Annotated in this window: 19 protein-coding genes; all 19 read left to right on the top strand. The window is 32.3% G+C overall.

Features of this window, described 5'->3' with window-relative positions; genetic code table 11:
• The first annotated feature begins 278 nt into the window (after positions 1–278).
• The 19 genes from JJD95_RS09915 to JJD95_RS09825 all read left to right on the top strand — a co-directional run bounded on the left by JJD95_RS09915 (position 279) and on the right by JJD95_RS09825 (position 22,069).
• A complete protein-coding gene (locus JJD95_RS09915; RefSeq protein ID WP_291642855.1) occupies positions 279–1,193 on the top strand; it encodes a choline kinase family protein in 915 nt (304 codons plus the stop codon).
• Between the two features lie 316 nt (positions 1,194–1,509).
• The gene (locus JJD95_RS09910; protein ID WP_291642854.1) at positions 1,510–2,616 is read left to right on the top strand and encodes a hypothetical protein; all 1,107 of its coding nucleotides are present in this window, start codon (positions 1,510–1,512) and stop codon (positions 2,614–2,616) included.
• Positions 2,603–2,869, top strand: coding sequence for a hypothetical protein (locus JJD95_RS09905; protein ID WP_291642853.1), 267 nt, complete (start codon positions 2,603–2,605; stop codon positions 2,867–2,869). Before JJD95_RS09910 ends, JJD95_RS09905 begins: the two co-directional genes overlap by 14 nt.
• A gap of 597 nt (positions 2,870–3,466) precedes the next feature.
• Entirely contained in the window at positions 3,467–4,663 is a 1,197-nt protein-coding gene (locus JJD95_RS09900; RefSeq protein WP_291642852.1) for a CoA transferase, read from the top strand.
• 10 nt (positions 4,664–4,673) lie between these two features.
• Positions 4,674–5,573: a hydroxymethylglutaryl-CoA lyase gene (locus JJD95_RS09895; protein ID WP_291642851.1), complete on the top strand. Its 900-nt coding sequence runs from the start codon at positions 4,674–4,676 to the stop codon at positions 5,571–5,573.
• Positions 5,574–5,894: 321 nt separating this feature from the next.
• Positions 5,895–7,823: a sigma 54-interacting transcriptional regulator gene (locus tag JJD95_RS09890; RefSeq protein WP_291642850.1), complete on the top strand. Its 1,929-nt coding sequence runs from the start codon at positions 5,895–5,897 to the stop codon at positions 7,821–7,823.
• A gap of 168 nt (positions 7,824–7,991) precedes the next feature.
• On the top strand, positions 7,992–9,011 hold the full coding sequence (locus JJD95_RS09885; RefSeq protein WP_291642849.1) for a TRAP transporter substrate-binding protein: 1,020 nt from the start codon (positions 7,992–7,994) through the stop codon (positions 9,009–9,011).
• A gap of 80 nt (positions 9,012–9,091) precedes the next feature.
• Positions 9,092–9,601, top strand: a complete 510-nt coding sequence (locus JJD95_RS09880) for a TRAP transporter small permease (RefSeq protein WP_291642848.1) — start codon at positions 9,092–9,094, stop codon at positions 9,599–9,601.
• 1 nt (position 9,602) lies between these two features.
• Complete coding sequence (locus JJD95_RS09875) at positions 9,603–10,880, top strand: TRAP transporter large permease (RefSeq protein ID WP_291642847.1); 1,278 nt, start codon at positions 9,603–9,605, stop codon at positions 10,878–10,880.
• A 132-nt stretch (positions 10,881–11,012) separates the two neighbouring features.
• On the top strand, positions 11,013–12,089 hold the full coding sequence (locus JJD95_RS09870; RefSeq protein WP_291642846.1) for a tartrate dehydrogenase: 1,077 nt from the start codon (positions 11,013–11,015) through the stop codon (positions 12,087–12,089).
• 384 nt (positions 12,090–12,473) lie between these two features.
• Positions 12,474–13,448 carry an aldo/keto reductase gene (locus JJD95_RS09865; RefSeq protein ID WP_291642845.1) on the top strand — a complete coding sequence of 325 codons (975 nt, stop codon included), beginning with the start codon at positions 12,474–12,476 and terminating at the stop codon, positions 13,446–13,448.
• 202 nt (positions 13,449–13,650) lie between these two features.
• Positions 13,651–13,791: a TetR family transcriptional regulator gene (locus tag JJD95_RS09860; protein WP_291642844.1), complete on the top strand. Its 141-nt coding sequence runs from the start codon at positions 13,651–13,653 to the stop codon at positions 13,789–13,791.
• Positions 13,792–13,986: 195 nt separating this feature from the next.
• Positions 13,987–14,277, top strand: coding sequence for a hypothetical protein (locus JJD95_RS09855; RefSeq protein ID WP_291642843.1), 291 nt, complete (start codon positions 13,987–13,989; stop codon positions 14,275–14,277).
• Between the two features lie 39 nt (positions 14,278–14,316).
• Positions 14,317–16,236, top strand: coding sequence for a sigma 54-interacting transcriptional regulator (locus tag JJD95_RS09850; protein ID WP_291642842.1), 1,920 nt, complete (start codon positions 14,317–14,319; stop codon positions 16,234–16,236).
• Between the two features lie 194 nt (positions 16,237–16,430).
• Positions 16,431–17,471, top strand: coding sequence for a low specificity L-threonine aldolase (locus JJD95_RS09845; protein WP_291642841.1), 1,041 nt, complete (start codon positions 16,431–16,433; stop codon positions 17,469–17,471).
• Positions 17,472–17,484: 13 nt separating this feature from the next.
• Positions 17,485–18,642 carry an alanine--glyoxylate aminotransferase family protein gene (locus JJD95_RS09840; protein WP_291642840.1) on the top strand — a complete coding sequence of 386 codons (1,158 nt, stop codon included), beginning with the start codon at positions 17,485–17,487 and terminating at the stop codon, positions 18,640–18,642.
• A gap of 41 nt (positions 18,643–18,683) precedes the next feature.
• The gene (locus tag JJD95_RS09835; RefSeq protein WP_291642839.1) at positions 18,684–20,078 is read left to right on the top strand and encodes a GntP family permease; all 1,395 of its coding nucleotides are present in this window, start codon (positions 18,684–18,686) and stop codon (positions 20,076–20,078) included.
• 61 nt (positions 20,079–20,139) lie between these two features.
• On the top strand, positions 20,140–21,345 hold the full coding sequence (locus JJD95_RS09830) for an aconitase family protein (protein ID WP_291642838.1): 1,206 nt from the start codon (positions 20,140–20,142) through the stop codon (positions 21,343–21,345).
• Positions 21,346–21,511: 166 nt separating this feature from the next.
• Entirely contained in the window at positions 21,512–22,069 is a 558-nt protein-coding gene (locus JJD95_RS09825; RefSeq protein ID WP_291642837.1) for a TetR/AcrR family transcriptional regulator, read from the top strand.
• Positions 22,070–22,080 lie beyond the last annotated feature (11 nt).

The raw sequence follows: 22,080 nt of genomic DNA, 5'->3' as shown, positions 1-22,080 counted from the left end.
TAAAAACACATATTGTACAATATGTGTTTTTATTGAACAATGGCTACTTTAAAAGTATGGTTTTTTCTTTTTATCTTTATAAAGATAAAAATGTGTTATAATAATAATATATTCAACATTTATTTCGTGAAAATACCCTTTACTATTAGGAATTAGTATGATAGACTGACGATACTAAAAATTAGACTGCTAGTAGGGAATGTGAAGAAAATTCAGATTAAAGTGAATTGTAAAAACAAAGGAAATAATAGATTAAAATATGTGTGGTGGAATTATTAATGAAAATGGAAGAATTAGTACAAAAAAAATTGCGTCTCGTTTTTAATGACGATAGCATTATATTCGACAAATCACGTTTCGCAGGAGGACTTACCAATTACAATTACTTTATGAATATCAAGGGAATTGAGTATGTTGTTCGCCAACCAGGCGGCATGACCAATTTAATGATCGACCGGAAAATTGAAAAGGAGAATAATCGCATAACCTCAGAATCGGGTATGAATTGTGAGTGTATTTATTTTGATGAGGTTAGCGGGATTAAAATTTCTATATGCATTAAAAACAGCAAAAACATTGCTCAAACAGATCCAAACGCTATCACAAATTTGAGAGCTGTTTCTGATTTGCTGAAAAAAACCCATTCTAGTCTGCAAAAGTTCCCTAATTACTTCGATTGGAAAATGGAACTTACTAAATACGAAAATATTATTCTAGAGCTTAAGGGCGGTTTTTTCTTTGATTATACTTTGTTAAAAAAACAATTGCTTGACTTTATGCAAAAAAATATTAAAAATATGATTTTTGTTCCATGTCATAATGATACAGTGCCCGAAAACTTTGTGGCCGATGACACTGGAAAAACTTACCTTGTAGACTGGGAATATGCTGGGATGAACGACCCAAGCTGGGATGTGGCTGCATATATTATTGAATCCAGACTAAGCGAAGAGGCAATTGAATATTTTCTTTTAGACTACTATGACCAATCACTGACAGCTGAAGAAATATTAAAAATAAAATGTTATATGATGGCGCAGGATTTGCTTTGGATGGTATGGGCCATGATTAGACATTACAGCGGTGACGATTTTCTGGATTACTGCAATGTCAGATACGAACGCTTTCAGAAGAATATTAAGGCGATCACTGTTTCATCAGATTATTCCATTGCCGATATGGTTAAGAATTAGGTAGCCATAGATGTTGCTAGAGGAAATGTGTTTTGATATTTAAACTACACCCCATTAAATGGACACAACTAAAAAAGAGTTGTGTCCATTTAATGGGGCTATTTTTTATGTCGGGAAAAGGGGAAAGAAATAGTGCAATAAAGTAACGATAGTACAAAAACCTTAAAAAACTGTTGGATATAATGCATTAAAAAATTGCACTTTATGCCATGAAAAAATGGCTTGTTAGGTTATCATTAACATAAAGTAAAATGCTTTTCTAAGCGGCATCATATTGTTAATGAAAACGTTTTTGATTAAAAAGGGGGTTTTGTTTATGAGTAAAGAGATAGGAACAGTTAGTGCAGCTGCAGTTGCTGCCAAAAACAAGTTATCATCACAATTTTTTAAAAAGGGCGTCTCCATTGCCTTATTATCAGGTCTTATGTATGGATTCTATTCAGCTTTTTTGACATTAGGTATGTCTAAGGGAGTTTGGGGTGACTGGTATGGTGTAAACACAGCTGGTTTATCTGTTTTTGCTATAACATTTTTACTAGGTGCAATTGGTAGTGCGGTAAATGATACTTGTAGTGCTGTATGGGCATTATTTTATGCAGGGTTTAGAGGTAAGCTTGGAGATTTCTTTAGATGTATTAAGACTACTCCAGGTCGTATGATGATTTTAGCAGCTCTTGTAGGAGGACCTATTTCTAGCATAGCATATATTGTTGGTCTTCAGATGGCTGGTTCAATCGTTATTCCTATTACGGCTCTTTGTCCAGCTGTTGGAGCTATTTTAGCTAGAATGTTATATAAACAAAAATTAACCAAGCGTATGGTGTTAGGTATACTTATTTGTGTTGTTGCTAGTTTGATGATTGGTAGTACAAGCATTAGTGGAGATGCACCAGAAGGTATGTTCCTAGGCATTTGTATTGCTTTTATCGCAGCAATTGGTTGGGGATTTGAAGGTTGTGTAGCTGGTTACGGTACATCTATGATTGACGCTGAGATTGGTATTGCTATTCGTCAGACAATATCAGGTCTTTCAAACTTAATTATTTTAGTTCCGATTTTCGGTATTATGGCAGGTGGTATGAAGATTTCAACTAGCCTTACTATTCAGGCATTTACAAGTGGTCCTGCGATGATTTGGTTTGTTATAAGTGGCCTTTGTGCATTCGTTTCATATATGGCCTGGTATAGAGGTAATAGTATGTGTGGCGCAGCTCTAGGTATGGCATGTAATGGTACATTCTCATTTTGGGGACCGTTTTGTTGCTGGATCATACTTGGAGTATTCGCAGGTATGGAAGGTTGGGCATTACCTCCTATCGTTTGGATTGCTGCTCTATTAATGGTATTTGGTATATTGGTAATTGCTATGAATCCAATGGATTTGTTCAAAAAAAAGGGGGTAAGTAAGTATGAAAGCGCTTAATTATGCGATTTTAAAACATTTTACAAAAGTTAAAGAAGCGTGTGCAGAGGAAGTTATTGAAGTTTTAAAAGGCGAATATGGTGATTTCAAAGCACTTAACAGGAATGATGTAATTTCTGCTTTAATGACAGCTGAAGCTAATGGACTTCTTGAAGAAACAAGGTTTGAAATGGATAAAGCAGGTGTCTTAAAAGTTTACTACCATGCAAACGAAGAAGGCGCAGCCACAATTAATAAATATATTAAAGACTAGTAATTTGGACTAGGATTTGAATTATATAAGTTCAAATAATAAATGGATATTTTTTGAGGCGGTTACAGATTTGGAAGTAGCAAAAATACTCATTAAGCTATAATTTTAGCTTAATGAGTATTTTTTTGCGCGCATATCTTCTATTCTGAGCAATCATTGTAATATAAAACAAAATGCCTGATGAATTACAAAGAACAGTGCCACAGAAAAAAGCAAAGGAGCTTCAAAGTATATGCACGGAGAAAGACCAAACTATAATTATAGGAAAAGTGTCTTAATTCCCAGCAGTTTATTTTACTAAGAGTAATTAAAATTCTATCTAGTAATAAATAAGTTGAAGTTAGTAAATTAAAGAATGTAGTTTTATAGATATATCTTTTGATTTTGAGTTTTTTACGTTTCATTTTTAGATTACTTTTTATATTTGAAACACTTTGTTAGGTAAGATTGTTAAGATAACATAACACGAACTTTGGCATGATTATTGCTAAACTAGAATATAGGTGCATTTTATATAAATAGATTATAACTGAATACCTCAAATTAGAATAATAATAAGTTAACTAATTAATAATTTATAATATGGGAGATGGTTTGATGAGTAATAAAGGTGCTTTAAATAATATTAAAGTTCTAGATTTAACAAGAGTTTTAGCTGGGCCTTATTGTACTATGATGTTAGGTGATATGGGGGCAGAAATAATTAAAATAGAAAGGCCTATTGTAGGTGATGATAGCAGAGAATTTGGACCTTTCGTAGAAGGACAAAGTGCTTATTATATGAATTTAAACAGAAATAAGAAAGGAATTACTCTTAATTTAAAAGATCCTGAAGGTAAGAAAATGTTTATAGACATGGTCAAAAATGCAGATATTGTAATAGAAAATTATAGGCCTGGGACTATGGAAAAGCTTGGTCTTGGCTATGAAGATCTTAAAAAAATAAATCCAGGAATTGTATATGGGTGTGTTTCAGGGTTTGGACATTATGGTCCATATAAAAATAGAGCTGGATATGATATTATTGCTCAAGCTATGGGCGGATTAATGAGTACAACAGGGTGGCCAGATGGTGAACCAACAAGAACAGGTACAGCAATGGGCGATGTATTGGCTGGGCTTTCAATAACTATAGGTATTTTGGCAGCTCTAAATTATAAGAAAGATACAGGAATAGGACAAAAGGTAGATGTAGCATTAGTAGATTCAGTTGTATCAAGTTTAGAAATAATTAACCAGATTTACTTAGTCGAAGGCAGAATTCCACAAAAAATAGGTAATAGATATGAATCAACTTATCCATATGACTCTTTTAAATGTAAAGATGGTAGCATGGTTATAGGATGTGCTAATGATAAATTATGGGGAAGTTTGTGTACAGTTATGGGCAATCCACAACTGGCCGATAATGAAAAATACGATAAAAATATTAAACGTGTAAATAAACATGAGGAAATAAAGACAATTGTTGAACAATGGAGCAAAAAAGGAACAATTGATCAGAATGTTGAAGATCTGTTAGCGGTAGGAATTCCAGCCTCACCAATTAATACTATAGATAGAATTGTAAAAGATCCTCATATAGCTGGTGCTAGAGAAATGTTTGTTGAAGTTGAACATCCTATAGCAGGCAAAGTTAAGATAACAGGTTCACAACTTAAATTTAGTGAAACCAAGGTAGAAATTAAAATGCCATCTCCGTTATTAGGACAAGATAATGAAAAAGTATATAAAGAAATTTTTAATTTTGATGATAACAAATTAAAAGAATTAAAAGAGAAAAAAATCATTTAGGGGTGAAAAAATGAGTTGTCCAAAAAAAATTAATATTGTTGAAGTCGGTCCAAGAGATGGTTTTCAAAGTATAGAACATTGGATTTCTACAGAATTAAAGTTAGAAGTTATAGATGAACTTGTGAAGTCAAATATTAAGAAAATAGAATTCACATCATTTGTAAGTCCTAAAGCAATAGAACAGATGAAAGATGCAAAGGTAATTGCAGAAACTGTAATTAAAAAATATAAGGATATTGAATTTATTGCGTTAATACCAAATTTGTTTGGTGCAAAAGCAGCTTGGAATGCAGGAATAAAAGAGATTGCTTATGTTATTTCTGCCAGTGAATCACACAATATGGCTAATGTTAAAAGAACTATTGAACAATCGTTTGAAGAGCTTGTTACTTTAAAGAAAGAATTGCCTGATATGAAAATAAAAGTGGATATAGCTACGGCTTTTGGGTGTCCTTTTGAAGGTGATGTTACAGTAGAACAGATTAAAAAAATGATAGATAAATGTTTAGCATTAAATATAGATGATATATGTCTATGTGATACTATTGGAATTGCCAATCCTGTTCAAATGAAAAATGTACTAAGTGAATTAAATCAAACATATCCTCGACTTGAATATAGTTTGCATTTGCATGATACTAGGGGAATGGGACTTGCAAATGTTTTAGTAGCATTAGAGTGTGGTGTAACTACATTTGAAACTGCAGTAGGTGGAATTGGTGGTTGTCCATTTGCACCAGGGGCAGCAGGAAATACATCTTCTGAAGATATGGTCAATATGCTTATAAGTATGGGAATAGATACTGGAATTAATTTAGAACAGTTAGTAAAAACGGCAAAACTGATTGAAGAAAAAATCAAACCTAATTTGACAGGGCGTATTGTTCATATCGGTTCTTGCTCAGTCTGATTTTTTTAGAGGATGAGTTTACTGTGAATCATCAGTAAACAGTGCTACATTAACTTTTAGTGATGGTTTTAAAATTGAATACACCTGACTACACTTATAAAACAAGAAAAGCCATATGTTGAATTAAAATTTCATCGTGTGGCTTTTCTTGTTTTATAAAATCAAAAATATGGTGTAAGAAACAAAGGGTAAATGGTTCCTTAATCACATTATTTATTTTGGTTATATGAACTTTTTTCATGATATAATAAATTTAAAATTCCAATAAATATGTTACAATTAAATTTATATTTACATATTAATTTGAGGAAGGTGAATATTATGAATAAAATAAAAATTGGATGCCTCACTTACAAAAAACTTAATTTTCTTGTACTCAATGCAATAATTAAAATAGAAGACCCCACGGTGGAATGCATACTAATAGAAGGGTTAATGGAAGAGTTAACTGACAAAGCAAGGAAAGCAATTAAAGATGGAGTAGAAATATTTGTTGGGGGTGGAGCTAACGCCGAGATTATAAAAAATGCAGTAGATGTACCTGTAGTTACCATTAAATTAACAATATTAGATTATATTGAAGCTATGATGCTTGCAAGCAAATATGGCAATAATGTTGTTATTGTAAAATTTGAAAGTGAAAATAAAACTGAGAATAATCAATTGATTAATGCATTACAAAACATTGGAGAAGGATTTAAAGTTAATTTTAGCTATATTTATTTTGAAACGCCAGAAGAGCTTAAAATAAAGCTACAAAAATTAAGTACAGGTAGTGTAGTAATAGGTGCTAGCTTATCAAATGAAATTTCAAGAGAACTTGGGATTCCAAGTGTTTTAATATACCCTGGTGAGGAAGGGATAATAAATTCTATAAAATATGCTAAAGAATTTATTATAGCTTTAAGAATAGAAAGAGAAAAATCAAAGTTTATTGAAGCAATTCTTGAATTTACGCCCAGTGGAATAATTGCAACAGATAAAAATGGTAATATAATTACATTTAATCCAGCAGCAGAAAAAATATTTGGAGTTAATCAAATCAAAGCTATGGGTCATCATATTTCCAAAGTTATGCCTCAATGTCATCTGAACAAGGTTCTTAAAACGGCTGAACCTGAATTAGGAGTTATTCAGCAGGTTAATCATAATGAAATCGTTACAAATAGAGTCCCTATTGAAATCGATGGTGAAATAATAGGTGCGGTAGCAATAGTACATGCTGTATCTGAGATACAGCAGACTGAACAAAAAATCAGATTGTTAAATATGAAAAGGGGATTTACATCAAAATCTAAATTTACAAATATCATAGGAACATCAAAAACATTAATAGAAGAAATAAAAAAAGCTAAAATTTATTCTAAAGCATCATCTAACGTATTGATATATGGAGAAACTGGAGTTGGTAAAGAAATATTTGCACAAAGCATTCATAATTATAGCCTTAGGCAGAATGAACCATTTGTAGCTATAAACTGTGCTGCTTTACCAGAAAATTTACTTGAAAGTGAACTTTTTGGATATGATGAAGGCGCATTTACTGGAAGTAAAAAAGGTGGAAAAACCGGACTTTTTGAAATAGCTCATGGTGGTACTATGCTATTAGATGAAATAGGTGAATTACCCATTTCACTTCAGAGTCGATTGCTTCGAGTTTTACAGGAACAAGAGATAATGAGAGTTGGAGGGGATAGAATAATACCTATAGATGTGCGAATAATTGCTGCCACAGGAAGAGATTTAGAAGGTAAAAACCCAGGTGACTTTAGGAGTGATTTATTATATCGGTTAAATGTTTTACAGATAAATATTCCACCTCTACGGAATCGTGATGATGATGTAATAAGACTTTTTTTATTTTTTCTAGAAAAACATTTTAATATTAGCCAATATAAAGCTGAAATTCCAATAGAGTCCCTAGAAATTTTAAAACTATATTCATGGCCAGGAAACGTACGTGAATTACAGAATGTAGTTGAAAGATTTGCACTGTTTTTTAAAGAGGCAGTACGTTTTAATGAAGAGGTAATAAGAAAAATAATAGTTAGGTCTATACAAAAGGACAGATTTTTTAATGATATATTAAAACAAAATGGTATGGAAACTGGTCAAATATTAAGTTCAGATAAAATACCTAAAAAATTAATATGCACCTTGGAACAAATATTTCCTAATCAGAAGGAAGAGATAGCCAAAAGATTAGGAGTAAGTAGGACAACTTTATGGCGTCTTATATCTAAAGATTAATCTGTTTCATATTTATATAAAATACACACATTGAAACGAATCTTGAAATAAGAAGTAAATAAAACAACGCAATTCCATTGGCACGTATATTGCTTATATAATTAATAAGCACCTAAAAAAGAGATATTCAGTTTGTAAACCTAGTTACTAAATTTAAGGGGGATTATTATGAAAAAAGCACGTATTTTTGGAATTTTATTATCTGTAGTAATGACAACTTCAGTTTTATTTGGTTGTGGAAAAACAACTTCGACATCTGCACCAGCTGTAAACGATGGCAAAAAGATAGTATTAAAACTTGGACATACAGGAAATCCTGACCACCCATATCAAGAAGCATCATTAAAATTTGCTGAAATTGTTTCAGAGAAAACAAATGGTCAGATAGAAGTAAAGGTTTTCCCATCAGATCAATTAGGAAAACAAAATGAACTAGTGGAGGGTGCACAATTAGGAACTGTTGATATGGTTTTAACATCAGATACATTATTGTCTACCTTTGTACCTGAAATTGGTATATTAAATTTACCATTTTTATTTGAAGACAGTGAACACGTACAAAATGTACTAAATGGAACAGTCGGTGATAAGATAGAAACTAAATTAGAGGCGAAAAATTTAATAGCTATTGGTTGGTGGGAGAATGGTTTTAGAGATATAACAAATAGTAAAAGACCAATTGTAGTACCAGCTGACTTAAAAGGCCTAAAGATTAGGACACCTAGTGGAGCAGTTTTTCTTGATACATTTAATATGTTAGGTGCTAGTGCAACACCAATGTCTTTTGGAGAATTATATTCCGCATTACAGTTAGGAGCTGTTGATGGTCAAGAAAATCCAACTACTCATATTGTAACTCAAAAATTTTATGAAGTGCAGAAATATCTTTCAATAACACATCATATCCATGTTGCTGAACCTTTACTTATGAGTAAGGCTGTTTATAATAAATTAACTCCAGATCAGCAAAAAATACTAACAGATGCTGGTGATGAAGTATCAAAATGGATATTTGAAAAAATGGGTAATCTTGCAAAAGATGAAATAAAGCAAATAGAAGCCGAAGGAATGTTAATAAATAATGCAGATATAGAGGCATTCAAGAAAGCTACGTTGCCAATATATGAAAAATATGAACCTGAATTTGGTAAAGATCTTATTAAAGAAATTCAAGATACAGCTAAATAATATAGAAGCTAAGCAGTACTTTACTATTAATGTATTGCTTAGCATTTATATTACATTAAAAATTAAAAGGAGATAAGAGTATGATAAAATTTCTAGAGAAATTTAATGATAAATCTAATAAAGTGGTTCAAAAATTGCTAATTATAATTTTTATTTTAATGACTGTTTTTATATTCTTACAGGTTATTTTTAGATATGTATTGAAATCATCATTATCATGGTCTGAAGAACTTTCAACATATTTATTTATATGGCTTACTTTTTTGGGAGCAAGTGTTGGAATTAGAAATGGAGCACATATTAAAGTTATGTTTTTTGTAAATAATATAAAAAATATCATATTACGTAAATGCATTATTACTTTTTCAAATTCATTAAGTATTATATTTTTAATTATCCTTTCATATTATGGAACTATAATAGCAAACCAGATATTTGTATTAGATCAAATTTCAGCATCAATGCCATTTTTGCGTATAGGAGTAGTATACTTTGCTATACCAATTGGTAGCATCCTTATGACAACTAATTTACTGGAAATAACAATAAATGTTTGGTCTAAACCTGAACAAATTGAAGGAGGTAACTAATATGGCTATTACTTTATTTATAACTTTTGTGGTATTTCTTCTTATAGGTGTGCCAATATCAATAGCTTTAGGATTATCATCAATGGTTGCAGTTCTAGTGCAAGGGCAAATGCCAGTTATGGTTGTTGTACAGAAAATTTTTGGTGGTGTTAGCTCATTTACGTTAATGGCAATTCCATTTTTCATACTAGCCGGTAATATAATGTCAGAAGGTGGAGTTTCTAAAAGATTAGTAGATCTTGCAGATGCTTTTTTAGGCAGGGTTACAGGAGGACTAGCATTAGTAGCTACTGTAGCTAGTACCTTTTTTGGTGCAATATCAGGATCAGCACCAGCAACTACTGCTGCTATAGGAGCTGTTATGGTAAAACCTATGCAGGAAAAAGGTTACTCTAAGGATTTTGCGGCAGCTACAGTAGCAGCCTCAGGAACTATAGGACTGCTTATACCTCCTAGTATTACTATGGTGTTATATGGAGTAACGGCAGGAGTGTCTATAGGAAAGCTGTTTTTAGGTGGAATTATTCCAGGCTTACTTATGTGCGTTGCTTTAATGGGAGTAGAATATTATATTTCTAAAAAAAATGGATATCATGGTGATAGTCCAGTTTCAGTGAAAGCTATTCTTGAAGCATTCAAAAAAAGTATTTTGGCATTAATAATGCCTTTGATAATTCTTGGTGGAATTTATGGAGGTATATTTACTCCAACCGAGGCAGCGGTAGTTGCAGTTGTATATGGACTTTTAGTTGGATTATTTGCTTATAAACAATTGAATTTCAAAAATATCCCCAAGATAGTATTAGATTCTGCTAAGGGTACTGCAGTAATAATGTATTTAGTTGCTACAGCTCACATCTTTAGTTATATTTTATCAAGTGAACAAATCCCTCAGAAGCTTGCTGAAGCAATGTTGAATATTTCAAAAGAGCCTACAATTGTTTTATTTTTAATAATTATTTGTGTATTAGTTGCAGGAACTTTTTTAGATAATGCTGTAGCTATGGTTCTTTTAACACCAATCTTTTATCCTATAATTATGCAAATAGGCATTGATCCAATATTCTTTGGTGTAATTATGGTTTTTGCATTAGCTATTGGACAAATTACTCCACCAGTTGGTTTATGCTTGTTTATAGCTTGTAATATAGCAGATATTAGTATTGAGAAACTAACTAAAGCAATTATCCCTCATTTAGTTGCGTTAATAATACTTCTAATAATTTTAGCACTTTTCCCAGATATAATTCTACTTATACCCAATAGTGTTACAATGTAATAAAATAACAAATTTATGTGAATGTTCAATTATTTGCAAGAAAATTGTAATTTACAGTTTTCTATGCATAAAAACTAATAATTTATGTTAGCTACATAAGCCATAAATTTTTATGAAAGGTGGGATTTGGAAATGAGAGAATATAAGATTGCGGTTATACCAGGTGATGGAATTGGTAATGAAGTAATGGATGAGGGGCTTAAAGTTTTAAATAAAGTTTCTAGTTTATATGGAAATGTAGTGTTTAAATATGACCATTTTGACTGGGGTTGTGAATATTATTTAAAACATGGAAAAATGATGGATGATGATGGACTAGAAAAACTTAAGAAGTATGATGCCATACTTCTCGGAGCTGTTGGATACCCGGGTGTACCAGATCATGTTTCACTTTGGGGCTTACTACTAAAAATCAGACAGGGATTTAATCAATATATTAATTTAAGACCAATAAAACTACTACCTAATATAGAATGCCCTATAAAAAATAAAGGCTGCGAAGATGTAGATATGATATTTGTCCGTGAGAATAAAGAAGGTGAATATGCGGGGATTGGTGGAATATTTAATGAAGGCCAAGAAGACGAAGTAGCAATTCAAACTGGTGTATTTACAAGAAAAAACACAGAAAAGGTTATGAAATATGCTTTTGAATTGGCCAAAAAAAGAAATAAGGATAGTAAGGTCACCAGCGTAACGAAGTCTAATGCATTAAATTATAGTATGGTGTTCTGGGATAAGATTTTTAAAGAAATTTCAGCGGAGTATCCTGAAATAAGTACAGAATCATATCATGTAGATGCTGTATCTATGTTTATGATTCAAAAACCAAAGATTTTCGATGTTGTAGTTGCTTCCAATCTTTTTGGGGACATTTTAACAGATTTGGGGTCAGTACTGCAGGGAGGACTTGGATTTGCAGCAGGAGCCAATATAAATCCTGAGAAAGATTATCCATCAATGTTTGAACCAGTTCATGGCTCTGCACCAGATATAGCAGGAAAAGGATTAGCAAATCCTTTAGCTATGATTTGGACAGTTCAAATGATGCTGGAATTCCTCGAAGAAACAGAATTAAGCAATAGGGTTATGGATGGGATTAAAGAAATATTAAAAAACAAGGAAAGATTGACAAAGGATTTAGGTGGACAAGCGTCTACTTCGCAAGTTGGAGATTTTATCTGTAAAACGTTAGAACAATTAAAATAATATAAAATGGGATATGCTACAGCTCCGAAGACAAGATATATGAAGTATCGTAGCTAACTGTACGGTTGTTGATGCCAAAAATTAAATTCCACTTCATTATCATTTACTATAATGGTAGTGCTGGTGATTTGTGCAAAAGTCCCATTAGAAAAAACAGTTACCATAAATTCAATTAATGGTAACTGTTTTTTTATTAGATTTATTTCCCTTTTTAACTTTCAAGTATATTTAAAGCTTATGATTTCACTACATTCTAAAGGATTAAAACTTAGAGATGAACTTAATGTAAAAAGTTTAAAATCCGCAAATGAAATAATGCAGTTGCATGTTAAACTGGTTTCTTATCAAACTTACAACTAGATTATACAAGGGAGGATAGTAATTATGATAAAATATAAATTTTTAGGGAAGACGGGCATTAAAGTTTCAAATCTTTGTTTTGGGACTATGTCATTTGGTGGAGCGGCTGATGTAGAAACCTCTAAGGCAATGTTTAATCACTGTAGAGAAGCGGGAATTAATTTCTTTGATTGTGCGGATGTGTACAACAATGGCAGGTCAGAAGAGATCTTAGGCCAATGTATTAAAGAATGTCGAAACGAACTAGTCATTACAACTAAGGGGTTTGGTCAGATGGGTAGTGATATTAATTCAAAAGGATTATCGAGAAGACATATAAAACTAGCTATAGAAGAAAGTTTAATGCGGCTTGGAACAGATCGAGTTGATATTTATTTTGCTCATCATTTTGATAATGCTACACCTATTGAAGATACTTTAAGAGTGTTGGACGACCTAGTGCATGAAGGGAAAATTCTTTATCTAGGGGTAAGCAATTGGTCAGCTTGGCAGATTGAAAAAGCCCTAGGAATATCTGCTAAACAAGGATTATCAAGTTTTGCTTGTATTCAGCCTATGTATAGCCTTGTAAAACGTCAAGCAGAAGTTGAAATTTTACCAATGGCTGATGAAGAGGAATTAGGGATGATTACTTATAGTCCATTAGGGGCGGGTCTTCTCACAGGGAAATATATGAATGCAAATAAGGTAGATAGTGGACGTTTAATTGAGAGTGAGATGTATAAGAAGCGTTATAGTGAAGATAATTACTCGAAGGTCGCTGAAAGATTAGTAACTTATTCAAAAGAAAGAGGAATTATTCCAGCGAGCCTTGCAATAGCATGGGTTATGGCTAATCAATCTGTCACAGCACCTATTATTGGAGCAAGAAATGTTAAACAACTTGAGGTATCGCTGGCTGCTACAGATATAAATATGACAGATGAATGGAGAAATGAAATTTCTTTGCTCTCTATTGAACCACCAAGTCCTACAGATAGAACGGAGGAGTTAAAATAATCATTTAGCTGCTGATGCAGATTTATTGGCATTACTTTCACTTGGTGTAAAACTAATGTTAGGATAAAAAATATAAATCACTATAGTAGCTTAGATGTTAAGTTATTATGGTGATTTATATTTTTATAAAAACGTTGACATTAAATCTTACTTATTATACCTTATGTATGTTAGTGCTTACCTACATACATAAGGAGGGAATATGGAAACTAAAAAATCAAAAAAAAGAATAAATAAAGAGGATAGAATGAAACAAATATTAGAAGCAGCTATGACGGCATTTGTTGAAAAAGGGTTTAATGCCAGTACTACTTTAGAAATAGCAAAAGCAGCAGAAATATAAGAAGTAACATTATTTAGAAATTTTTATTCTAAACAAGAAATATTTTTAAAAGGGATTGAACCTATTTTATTTAGCACATTAAAACAAACAATAAATGATTCAAAGGAATTAAGTCCCTTAGGGAAACTGGAATATATTCTTTATGATAGGATTAGCTTAATATCAGAAAATCGTGAAATAATCAAATTAATTCTTATGGAATCGCACCTTTTAACTGAACTCGGAAATGAAAATTTTATAGAAATAATTCTAAAAGTTCTAAAAAGCATTTTAACTAAAATAGGAATGCCAGAAGAGGATGAAGAGCTACGTTCCTTTATCCTTTATTTTTTAGTGAAATGGAAAGGAGAAGCTCCCGTGGAAAGTTACTTCTCCAAATATAAACCCCCAAAATCACAAAATGGATTGGTAATTACTCCAATAAATATTTGCACCTTAATAATAAAACTTATTGCTATAAATAAAGGATATATGTTATTAGGCTAGAATATGTAATCTAGTTGCAGAAATGTAAGGGGGTAACTCATGCTAAAGATAGCAATAATAATACCAAAAGATTTAGTAAAAATAGCTAAATTAGCATCTAAGGGATTTCAAGATGATATACATATTATAGAAGGTTCTATGGCGAGAGGTCTTGCTTTAGCGAAAGAATATGAAGGAGAAGGATATGATGTTATCATTGCTAGGGGTGGTACTCAGCTTCTATTAAAAAGTGGTGGATTAAAGATACCTACTGTACCTATTCCAGTCACATCTATAGATATATTTAATGCTTTTAAAGAAGCTGAAGAGATAGATAAAAGTGTTGCAATAATAGCCTTTGATAATATGTTTCCAGCGAGTGAGAGTTTTGTAAAGATAGCCAAATTAAAACTACCAATATATCAAGTAGCAAACGAAAGGGAAGTAGAAGAAAAAATGTTGGCAGTTTCTCAAAATAATATTAAAGTGGCCATAGGGGGAGGAATTATTGTACGCTACGGATTGAAGTATGGTGTGCTACCTATTGTCATAAAGACAGGAAAAGAAGCTATTATTAGTGCTATACAAGAAGCAAGAAGAGTAGGAATAGCGACTCGTGAAGAAAATAAAAAAGGTGAAAGATTTAGAACTATAGTAGAAAACTCAAATGATGGTATTATTTCAATTGATAAAGAAGGATATATAAGAATTTTTAATCATACTGCTGAAAAATTGCTAAATATTAGAAGAAAAGAAGTTATCGGAAAACATATAAGTGATGTAGTACCAGAGATTCAGCTTTATGATACACTTTATAGTGGTATTGAAGAAACTGAAGTTATAAAAAATATAAATGACAAAAAGGTAATGGTTTCAAAAATACCCATAAGGGTTAATGATGAAGTTGTTGATGCTTTGGCTATAATACAAGATGTAAATAAGATTCAACAAATGGAGGAAAAGATAAGAAGAGAAATCACATTATCAGGTCATTATGCAAAATATACATTTAATGACTTTATCGGATGTAGCAGAAAGCAAGAAGAAATTATAAGGGTTGCTAAGGAATATGCAAAAGTTAATTCAACAATTTTAATAGAGGGAGAAACTGGAACCGGCAAAGAAGTAATGGCTCAGAGTATTCACAACTATAGTGATAGGGCAAATGGACCTTTTGTAGCAGTTAACTGTGCGGCAATTCCAGAGAATTTATTGGAATCTGAACTATTTGGTTATGCACCAGGTGCGTTTACTGGAGCAGATAGAAGAGGTAAACGAGGATTGTTTGAGCTAGCTAATACAGGTACAATCTTTTTAGATGAAATAGCGGAAATGAATCCTTTATTACAAGGAAGATTATTGAGGGTATTACAAGAAAAGCAAGTTATGAGAATTGGAGATAACAAAGTTATACCAATTGATGTAAAGGTTATTGCAGCTACTAACAAGACTCTTTTCAATCTAGTTAGAGAAAAGAGTTTTAGAGAAGATTTATATTACAGAGTCAATATATTAAAAATAGAATTACTTCCACTAAGAAAAAAGAAGGAAGATATATCATATTTTATAAGTCATTTTATAGATTATTACAGTTGTAAATTGGATAAGCCTAAAATTACATTAAGCTTTAAAGCTATGGAATATGTGAGTACATATGATTGGCCAGGAAATGTTAGGGAACTTAGAAACTTTATTGAGAGGTTAATGGTTGTTTCAAAAAAGGTATATATTCAATTAGAGGACATTAGCAACAGATTTTTTACTATAGACAACAAGGAAAATGATATTGATATGAAAGTAAGAGATATGACTAATAATGATTTAACGGTTAATAATTTTAATTACGAAGAACGAGTAACTATTAAATTAGTGTTAGAACAGAATAGAGGTATTATAAATGTTTCGGCAAAAGAATTAGGGATATCTAGGACAACGTTATGGAGAAAAATGAAAAAGTATAATTTGAATGTTTCAAAATGAAACAAAAACGTTTCACGTGTAAACATATATGTTTCAACAATTGCAACATAAGAAACGAATCTGTTGAAAAGAGCCGTGCCGCACGTTGGCACGGCTTTTGCTTTATATAATATTGTGAAAAAAATAATTATCCGAAAATATTATGATAATATTTGACTGTAAGAAGATTAAAAATAGAAAGGGAAGGAGACGCAATGACTGAATTTATTGATCTACGTTCTGATACTGTAACGCAACCCTCGGAACAAATGAGAGAGGCGATGTATAAAGCTGTGGTTGGGGATGACATCATGGGAGAAGATCCAACCGTAAGAAAGCTTGAAGAAATATCAGCAGATATTTTAGGGAAACAAGATGCACTTTTTGTTACGTCTGGAACTATGGGAAATCAAATTGCTGTTATGACATTAACTAACCGCGGAGAAGAAGTTATTGTAGGTGATACATCTCATATCTATAATTTAGAAGTGGGTGCGCTTGCAGCGCTATCACAAGTTCAAACAAGGCCTATAGAAGTGCCAAATGGTATATATGATATTAATAAAATAGAAGGGTTAATACAAGAACAAGGAATTCAAAGAGCGAAAACCTCCCTAATTTGCATAGAAAACACAAATAACCTTAATGCAGGTTTTATTGTTCCGTTAGATAATATAAATAATGTTTGCGAGCTAGCTAAGAAAAATAATATACTCGTTCACTTAGATGGTGCTAGGATTTTCAATGCAGCAGTAGTTTCTAAGGTTCCAGTTAAGGAACTTGTAAAAAATGCAGATACAGTAATGTTTGCTTTAACAAAAGGTCTAAGTTCACCATTTGGAGCAATCCTTGCTGGTAATAAGGACATCATAAAAAAAGCAAGATGGATGAAACAAAGAATAGGTGGAGGATATCGACAAGCAGGCTTTTTAGCTGCCCCTGGTATTATAGCTCTAAAAACTATGATGCCACAATTGGAGATTGATCATAGATACGCCAAAATATTAGGGGAGGCTTTGGCAAAAATTTCAGGACTAAAAGTAGATGCAAAAAGAATAGACACGAATATAATTACTGGGTCTGTGGAGGGAATTCCTATTACAATTGATGATTTCTTAGAAAAACTTATGAAAAGAGGAATTAAGGCAAAACAAATCTCTAAAACATCATTTAGGATGGTTACTCACTATGGTATCGAAAAACAGCATCTTCAACAAGTTGTTCAAGTGGTTGAAGAAATTTTAGATAACTTATAAAGGAGAGAAAAATATGGAAAGAAGACAGTTTCTACAAATTCCAGGTCCTACTAATATACCTGACCGTATACTAAGAAGTCTTTCAAAACCATTAATTAATCACAGAGGGGCAGAGTTCGAGCAAATAGTAGCAGATTGTGTAAAAGGATTAAAGAAATTACTTCAAACAAATAATGATATTTTGATCTTCCCAAGCTCAGGTAGCGGAGCTTTAGAATCTGCTGTGGTGAATCTTCTTTCACCAGGAGATAAGATAGTTACAGTATGTCAAGGCGTATTTAGTGAAAGAGTGGCAATTATTGCAAATATCTATGACGTAAACGTTATCAAAATTCAAAAGGAGTGGGGGAAGGCTGTACGGGCTAAAGAAATTGAAGAGATCCTTAAAAATGATACTACTCAAATGATAAAGGCAGTCTTTTTACCTCAAAATGAGACAACCACTGGAATTGCAAATGATATAGAAAGTGTTGGAAAGATGATGAAACAAAGTGGACATCCTGCGGTGTTAATTGTTGATGTGGTTAGTTCATTTGCTTGTTTACCATTTAAAATGGATGAATGGGGCGTAGATGTTGCCATTACTGCTTCACAGAAGGGGCTTATGTTGCCACCAGGAATGAGTATTGTAGCGGTAAGTGAGAGAGCTTGGGAGCTTATAGAAAAATCAAAAATGCCTAAATGGTATTTTGACTATAAAGCTGTTAAAGATAAAATGAAAGAAAATCAATTCCCTTATACTCCCGCAACAACATTGTTATTCGGATTAAAAGAGGCATTGACTGTCATTGAAGAAGAAGGTATTGAAAATGTATGGGAAAGACATACCAAAGTGGCAAAGGCTGTTCGTAAATCAGTAAAAGAAATGGGGCTAACTTTGTTTTCAGAGGAACAATACGCCTCAGATACAGTAACCGCTATTAATATGCCAGATGGAATAAAATATAAAGAGCTAGCTAGCATATTACATAAAAAATACAGCGTAGTCATAGGTGGTGGGCTTCAAACGCTACAAGGGAAAATTTTCAGAATAGGACATCTTGGCTCAATTCATGAATTGGATATATATGCAGTTATGGGGGCTATAGAAATGACATTATTTGAATTAGGATATAATGTGGAGCTTGGAACAGCTGCAAAAGCGGTGGCTGAAACATACTTAAACAATTAGATTTAAAATTAAAATAAATACTATTTAGAGGGGGATTAATAATGATTCTTAATAATGTTGCGTTGACACTCTTTGGGTTTTTAGCAATAATCATTTTTCTAATGCTTTTTATTGCAAAATTTAAATGGCACGTTTTTTTTGCTATGTTATTACCAGTAATATGCTTTGCACTCATTCCAGGAGTGGATATGGCTAAATTTATAGAAGCCTTTGAAACAGGGTTTGGAAAAACATTGCAAAGTATTGGTGTTGTAATAGTGCTAGGATCTATAATGGCAGAAGCACTAAAACATACTGGAGCAATAGAAACCATAACTAAATCTATGGTTAAATTTGTAGGTAAAAAAAGAATGCCATTAGCATTAACTTTGTCAGGTTTTGTTTTAGGTATTGCAGTTTTCTCCGATATAGCCTATGTTATTTTAAATCCATTAGTACACTCAGCAGCTGCAGTAATGGATGTTTCTATGAGTACAATGGCTACAGGTTTGGTTGGTTCACTACAATTAACTCATGCAATAGTGCCACCAACTCCAGGACCTTTAGCAGCAGCAGCATTACTTCATGCAGACATTGGTAAATTAATTTTATGGGGTAGTGTTGTGTGTTTTACTGGGTCTATTGCTGCTTGGATATGGGGTCAATATGTAGTTGGGCCAAGAATAGTATCACCTCCATCTACTGAATTTATGGGTAATTCTTTTTTAGATGATGAAGTTTCAGCAACATTAGAAACAGGAACTAATGTTAAAGTGCAATCAAGAATTAAACCACCATCGGCATTAAGATCTTATGCACCTATTTTGGTTCCAGTAGCTTTGATTGCAACACAGAGTATTATTTCATTGGCATTACCAAAAGATAACTTTCTACAACCAATTTTCGCTTTTCTAGGTTGGCCAGTAGTTGCTATAGCTATAGGAGTGCTTTTATCGTACTCGAATATCACAGATAAGGATCAGAAGATAGATGCTAAGAATAAATGGGTAGAAGATGGTTTAAGAACTTCCGCAATGATTCTAGTTGTAACTGGTTTAGGGGGATCATTAAGTGCGATTTTAAAGGGTACTCCAGCCGTAGACGCAATAACTACTTGGGTTGCTACAACAGGTATGTCACCAATACTACTACCATTTATTATCGGTGTTATAGGGAATATGATAACCGGATCAACAACAGTAGGTTGTATCACAGCAGCATCTTTAGTAGCTCCGATGATTGGGCAATTAGGGTTGTCACCTGAAGCTGCAATGTTAGCTGGTGCATCTGGTTCTGTAATTATTAAATATGTAAACAGTAGTTATTTTTGGGTAGTTACATCATTATCCAAGATGAGCTTAAAGGGTGCGCTTATTTCATTCGGTGGGGCCACGTTTGTAGGGGGAATCGTATCCTTTGCAACTACGTGGGCACTATGGGCTGCAGGAATTATTTAAAGTTAGTTTATAAAGGGGTGAAATTTTCACCCCTTTAAATTTAACAAAGAGGAGATAAAGAATGAATTCTATATACAGATTGTTAGCTCAAATAGCTAATTTAGATAATATTAAGTGTGGAACAGAAATATCACTCGAAGTGGATTTAGCTTTAGCTCATGATGGATCTATGCCAAGTATTATAGCAGAAGTAAATAAATCAGGTCAAACTAGCAAATTAAAGTATGGAAATAAATTAATTGTGACAATAGATCATTTTTTTCCGTGTCCCAATGTGGATGCTAGGGAAACGTTTTTTAAGATAAAAGATTTTTGTAATAATAATAATGTAAGAATATTCTCTAAGGGAGAAGGTATACTTCACCAAGTCGTGGCAGAGAAATATGGAGAAAATATTAAGGATAAAATAGTTGTAGGTGTCGATGGGCACATCTGTACAGCGGCAGCATTAGGAGCTTTGCCTTTTTCAATTACTCCAAAAGAAATGGTCACAGTGTTAACAAAGGGTAAATATAATTTAGTTGTACCAAATGTAGTTAATGTTAATTTCATTGGATGCTTTAGAAATGATGGAAATGGACGCGTTATAATTACAGGAAAGGATATTGCTTTATTTATAATAGGGAAGTTAGGGAGTAAAAAATTGAAAGGTAATGGGGTTGTATTTACAGGAAAACCTCTAGAAGACCTTACTGAAAGTCAAAAAATGACTATTAGTAACATGATGGGCGAAATTGGTGTAAAAACCATTTATTTTAGTGATTTTAAGCAAGAGAAAGATAAAGCATATTACAATAAATTCACTTTGGATTCAGCTGAAATAGAAGAATTAATAGCTTTGCCAGGATCACCTGAAAATGTAAAACCTATAAGTGAGATTGGTAACATATTAATTTCACAGGTTTTTATAGGTGGGTGCACAAATGGAAGACTTGACGATATGAGGGAAGTTGCGGAGATATTAAATAAAAATACTGTACATAAAAATGTAACACTAATTATTTGTCCTGCTTCTAGAAAGGTTGCTAATAATATGGATAAGTTAGGTTATAGCGAAATTATAAGAAATAGCGGTGGGATTATAGTAAATCCTAGTTGTGGTGCATGTTCGGGGGCACATATGGGGGTGCTCGGCAAAAATGATATAATAGTTAGTACAACAGTTAGAAATACAGAAGGGCGGATGGGTTCTGAGGGAGCGAAGATATATTTAGCATCTCCTAAAGTAGCTTGTAAATCTGCAGTTAAGGGTATGATATGTAAATAACTTAAGTACTTTATTAAAAACTAAGATAAACTGTAAGCGAAATAATTTGCTTGCAGTTTATTTTAGTTAAGTTATTATGGTGATTTATATTTTATAAAAACGTTGACATTAAATCATACTTATTATACAATATGTATGTAAGTGCTTACTTACATAAGGAGGGAATATGGAAACTAAAAAAATAAAAAAAAGAATGAATAAAGAGGATAGAATGAAACAAATATTAGAAGCAGCTATGACGGTATTTGTTGAAAAAGGGTTTAATGCCAGTACTACTTTAGAAATAGCAAAAGCAGCAGAAATATCAGAAGTAACATTATTTAGAAATTTTTCTTCTAAACAAGAAATATTTTTAAAAGGGATTGAACCTATTTTATTTAGCACATTAAAACAAACAATAAATGATTCAAAGGAATTAAGTCCCTTAGGGAAACTGGAATATATTCTTTATGATAGGATTAGCTTAGTATCAGAAAATCGTGAAATAATCAAATTGATTCTTATGGAATCGCACCTTTTAACTGAACTCGGAAATGAAAATTTTATAGAAAAAATTCTAAAAGTTTTAAAAAGCATTTTAACTAAAATAGGGATACCTAAAGAGGATGAAGAGCTTACTTTAAGGATGTTAATGGGTGGAATATTGTCATTTTTATATATGCCAGAGACAAATGAGGAAAGCATTAAAAAATATGTTAAGAAAATAACATCACTTATATTATAAAAAACAATTAA

The organism is Clostridium sp., from assembly GCF_016650035.1.
Taxonomy (GTDB): domain Bacteria; phylum Bacillota; class Clostridia; order Clostridiales; family Clostridiaceae; genus Clostridium_AD.
This window is presented reverse-complemented; position numbering and strand designations above follow the sequence as displayed.

What these genes read in the sequence shown, in the direction of transcription:
- JJD95_RS09915 (WP_291642855.1), top strand. Translation starts at nt 279, where the DNA reads ATGAAAATGGAAGAATTAGTACAAAAAAAATTGCGTCTCGTTTTTAAT.
- JJD95_RS09910 (WP_291642854.1), top strand. Translation starts at nt 1,510, where the DNA reads ATGAGTAAAGAGATAGGAACAGTTAGTGCAGCTGCAGTTGCTGCCAAA.
- JJD95_RS09905 (WP_291642853.1), top strand. Translation starts at nt 2,603, where the DNA reads ATGAAAGCGCTTAATTATGCGATTTTAAAACATTTTACAAAAGTTAAA.
- JJD95_RS09900 (WP_291642852.1), top strand. Translation starts at nt 3,467, where the DNA reads ATGAGTAATAAAGGTGCTTTAAATAATATTAAAGTTCTAGATTTAACA.
- JJD95_RS09895 (WP_291642851.1), top strand. Translation starts at nt 4,674, where the DNA reads ATGAGTTGTCCAAAAAAAATTAATATTGTTGAAGTCGGTCCAAGAGAT.
- JJD95_RS09890 (WP_291642850.1), top strand. Translation starts at nt 5,895, where the DNA reads ATGAATAAAATAAAAATTGGATGCCTCACTTACAAAAAACTTAATTTT.
- JJD95_RS09885 (WP_291642849.1), top strand. Translation starts at nt 7,992, where the DNA reads ATGAAAAAAGCACGTATTTTTGGAATTTTATTATCTGTAGTAATGACA.
- JJD95_RS09880 (WP_291642848.1), top strand. Translation starts at nt 9,092, where the DNA reads ATGATAAAATTTCTAGAGAAATTTAATGATAAATCTAATAAAGTGGTT.
- JJD95_RS09875 (WP_291642847.1), top strand. Translation starts at nt 9,603, where the DNA reads ATGGCTATTACTTTATTTATAACTTTTGTGGTATTTCTTCTTATAGGT.
- JJD95_RS09870 (WP_291642846.1), top strand. Translation starts at nt 11,013, where the DNA reads ATGAGAGAATATAAGATTGCGGTTATACCAGGTGATGGAATTGGTAAT.
- JJD95_RS09865 (WP_291642845.1), top strand. Translation starts at nt 12,474, where the DNA reads ATGATAAAATATAAATTTTTAGGGAAGACGGGCATTAAAGTTTCAAAT.
- JJD95_RS09860 (WP_291642844.1), top strand. Translation starts at nt 13,651, where the DNA reads ATGGAAACTAAAAAATCAAAAAAAAGAATAAATAAAGAGGATAGAATG.
- JJD95_RS09855 (WP_291642843.1), top strand. Translation starts at nt 13,987, where the DNA reads ATGGAATCGCACCTTTTAACTGAACTCGGAAATGAAAATTTTATAGAA.
- JJD95_RS09850 (WP_291642842.1), top strand. Translation starts at nt 14,317, where the DNA reads ATGCTAAAGATAGCAATAATAATACCAAAAGATTTAGTAAAAATAGCT.
- JJD95_RS09845 (WP_291642841.1), top strand. Translation starts at nt 16,431, where the DNA reads ATGACTGAATTTATTGATCTACGTTCTGATACTGTAACGCAACCCTCG.
- JJD95_RS09840 (WP_291642840.1), top strand. Translation starts at nt 17,485, where the DNA reads ATGGAAAGAAGACAGTTTCTACAAATTCCAGGTCCTACTAATATACCT.
- JJD95_RS09835 (WP_291642839.1), top strand. Translation starts at nt 18,684, where the DNA reads ATGATTCTTAATAATGTTGCGTTGACACTCTTTGGGTTTTTAGCAATA.
- JJD95_RS09830 (WP_291642838.1), top strand. Translation starts at nt 20,140, where the DNA reads ATGAATTCTATATACAGATTGTTAGCTCAAATAGCTAATTTAGATAAT.
- JJD95_RS09825 (WP_291642837.1), top strand. Translation starts at nt 21,512, where the DNA reads ATGGAAACTAAAAAAATAAAAAAAAGAATGAATAAAGAGGATAGAATG.